Source organism: Jiella sonneratiae, assembly GCF_017353515.1.
Classification (GTDB): Bacteria; Pseudomonadota; Alphaproteobacteria; order Rhizobiales; family Rhizobiaceae; genus Jiella; species Jiella sonneratiae.
Map to the genome: position 1 here is coordinate 1 of NZ_JAFMPY010000060.1, position 2,484 is coordinate 2,484.

Below are 2,484 nucleotides of genomic sequence, written 5' to 3' on the forward strand. Positions count from 1 at the left end.
TGTCAAACGGCTTCGGAACGGGACCCCTCATCGGCGTTCAAACGGGCCCCCTCTTCGGGTGCCGAATGCGCAACGGCCTCGTTATCGCGTAGCCGTAGGCGAGCGATGACGAGGCCGTTGCGTGCGGCGGTGGGACGGTCGATCAGAGGCGGTTTTTGAAGCGCCAGCTCTCGTTGCCGGTCTCGATGATGTCGCAGTGGTGGGTGAGCCGATCGAGGAGCGCCGTCGTCATCTTGGCGTCACCGAAGACCGAGGGCCATTCGCCGAAGGCGAGATTGGTGGTGACGATCACCGACGTCTGCTCGTAGAGCCGGCTGATGAGATGGAACAGGAGCTGGCCGCCGGACTGGGCGAACGGCAGATAGCCGAGTTCGTCGAGGACGATGAAGTCCATCCGTGTGAGATAGTCCGCCATGCGTCCCTGCCGGCCCGCCCGTCCTTCCGCCTCGAGCTTGTTGACGAGGTCGACGACGTTGAAGAAGCGGCCCCGGGCGCCTGAGCGGATGCAGGCTCGGGCGATGGCGATCGCCAGATGGGTCTTGCCGGTGCCGGTGCCGCCGATGAGGACGGCATTGCGCTGATGAGCGAGGAAGTTGCCGCCGGCGAGATCGCGCACCAGCGTCTCGTTGATCGGCGTGTCGTCGAAGACGAAGTCGTCGATGTCCCGGGCCAGCGGCAGCTTGGCGATGGTGATCTGGTATTTGATCGAGCGCGCCTGCTTCTCGGAGATCTCCGCCTGAAGGAGGTCGCCGACGACACGGCTCGGCTCGTGCTGACGCTTTACGGCCGTCGAGATGATCTCGTCGAAGGCCGCCTTCATGCCGTAGAGCTTCAGCTCGCCCATGGCGCCGAGGATCTCGGAGCGTTCCATCACACTGCCCTCCTGAGGTTGTCGTAGCGGGCGCAGTCGGCCGCCGGCTCGTGGCGAAGACGCAGCGCGTCCGGGGTCATGATGGTGATCGTGGGGGCGGGCTCCCGGGCTCTCGCCAGAATGTTGAGGATGACGTCGGCGGAGTGGACGCCTTCAGCCAGCGCCTCCGAGCATGCCGCCTCGACGGCAGGCAAGCCGTCGCTCAGCACGGCGGTAAGGATGTCGACCATCTGGCGCCCGCCATCAGGTGCGGTGCCGAGCTTACGGCAGACCCGATCAAGATGTGCGGGCAGGATCCAGTCCTTGAACGGTGCGCCGTTCCTGAGCGCCCCGGGCTTCCTCGCCAGGACGGGCACGTAATGCCAGGGATCGTAGATCGTCTGGTCGCGGCCGAAGCAGCGCGGATGCTCGCCGACGATCCGCCCCTCCTGGCGAATCTCGATGCGATCGGCGTAGGCACGGATCTCTGCCGGGCGCCCGACGGCGCCAGCGGCGACGGAGTAGCGATTGTTGTCGAAGCGCACGAGGCAGGTCTTCGACACCGAGACCGGCACTGCATGGAAGCCGTCGAAGCGGCCGCGATAGGGCACAAGGCTCGCCCGCTCCGCCTCGAACACCTCCCACACCGTCCGATCACGCTGTTCGGGATGGCGGTGCGCCTTGGCATAGGCGATCGTGCGGTCGAGCAGCCAGGCGTTCAGCTCCTCGTAGCTCTTCACCCGCAGGCGCGGCGTGAAGAAGCGCTCGCGCACCAGGCCGACCTGGTTCTCGACCTGGCCCTTCTCCCAGCCCGATGCTGGCGTGCAGGCGACGGGATCGACGAGATAATGACCGCACATCTGGAGAAAACGCCGGTTGTAGGCGCGCTCGCGGCCGACGAAGATCGTCTCCACCGCCGTCTTCATGTTGTCGTAGATCCCGCGGGTGCAGGCGCCCTTGAAGAAGGCGAACGCCCGGTCGTGCGCGTCGAACACCATCTCCTGGCTCTCCCGCGGATAGGCCCGCACGAACAGCATCCGGGAATGGCAGAGCCGGACGTGGGCGACCTTCACCGTCACCGTCGTGCCGTTGATCAGCACGATCTCGTGGCTCCAGTCGAACTGGTAGGCTTCGCCCGGATCAAAGCTCAAGGGCACGAAGGCCGCGGCCGATAGCGAGGACTGCTCCCGCTGCCAGCCTCGGGCGTAGCGGCGAACGGCGTCATATCCGCCCTCGTAGCCAAGCCCTCGCAACTCCTCGAAGATCCGGATGAGTGTCAGCCGCTCCCGGACCGGACGGGCATCGTTGATAGCCAGGATCCGATCGAGCTCCGGCTTGAAGGCGCCAAGCTTGGGCATCGGCTGCACCGAGCGCTCGTACTCGAAAGCCGTCTCGTCCGAGCGCAGAACCTTGCGCACCACCTTCCGCGAGACCTTCAGCTCACGGCAGATCGCCTTGATCCCCTTGCCCTGAACAAAATGCGCCCGGCGGATCTTCGCGATCGTCTCCACGACAAGCATCCCAACTCGGCCTCCGATCAATCTCGGAAGGCACTTTGAACCCCTGCGTCACAGGGGTCCCGTTTGGACGCCGATCACCCCTGAAACGGGGTCCTTATTCCACGCCGATTCACA

At 65.3% G+C, this 2,484-nt stretch carries 2 protein-coding genes; both read right to left on the reverse strand.

The features are described 5' to 3' along the window. Window positions 1-142: 142 nt before the first annotated feature. Window positions 143-871 (reverse strand): IS21-like element helper ATPase IstB, encoded by a 729-nt coding sequence (gene istB, locus J1C47_RS23375; RefSeq protein ID WP_207353209.1) that lies wholly within the window; start codon window positions 869-871, stop codon window positions 143-145. Beyond that, window positions 871-2,370 (reverse strand): IS21 family transposase, encoded by a 1,500-nt coding sequence (gene istA, locus J1C47_RS23380; protein WP_207353210.1) that lies wholly within the window; start codon window positions 2,368-2,370, stop codon window positions 871-873. Before istA ends, istB begins: the two co-directional genes overlap by 1 nt. Window positions 2,371-2,484 lie beyond the last annotated feature (114 nt).

What these genes read in the sequence shown, in the direction of transcription:
- istB (WP_207353209.1), bottom strand. Translation starts at nt 871, where the DNA reads ATGGAACGCTCCGAGATCCTCGGCGCCATGGGCGAGCTGAAGCTCTAC.
- istA (WP_207353210.1), bottom strand. Translation starts at nt 2,370, where the DNA reads ATGCTTGTCGTGGAGACGATCGCGAAGATCCGCCGGGCGCATTTTGTT.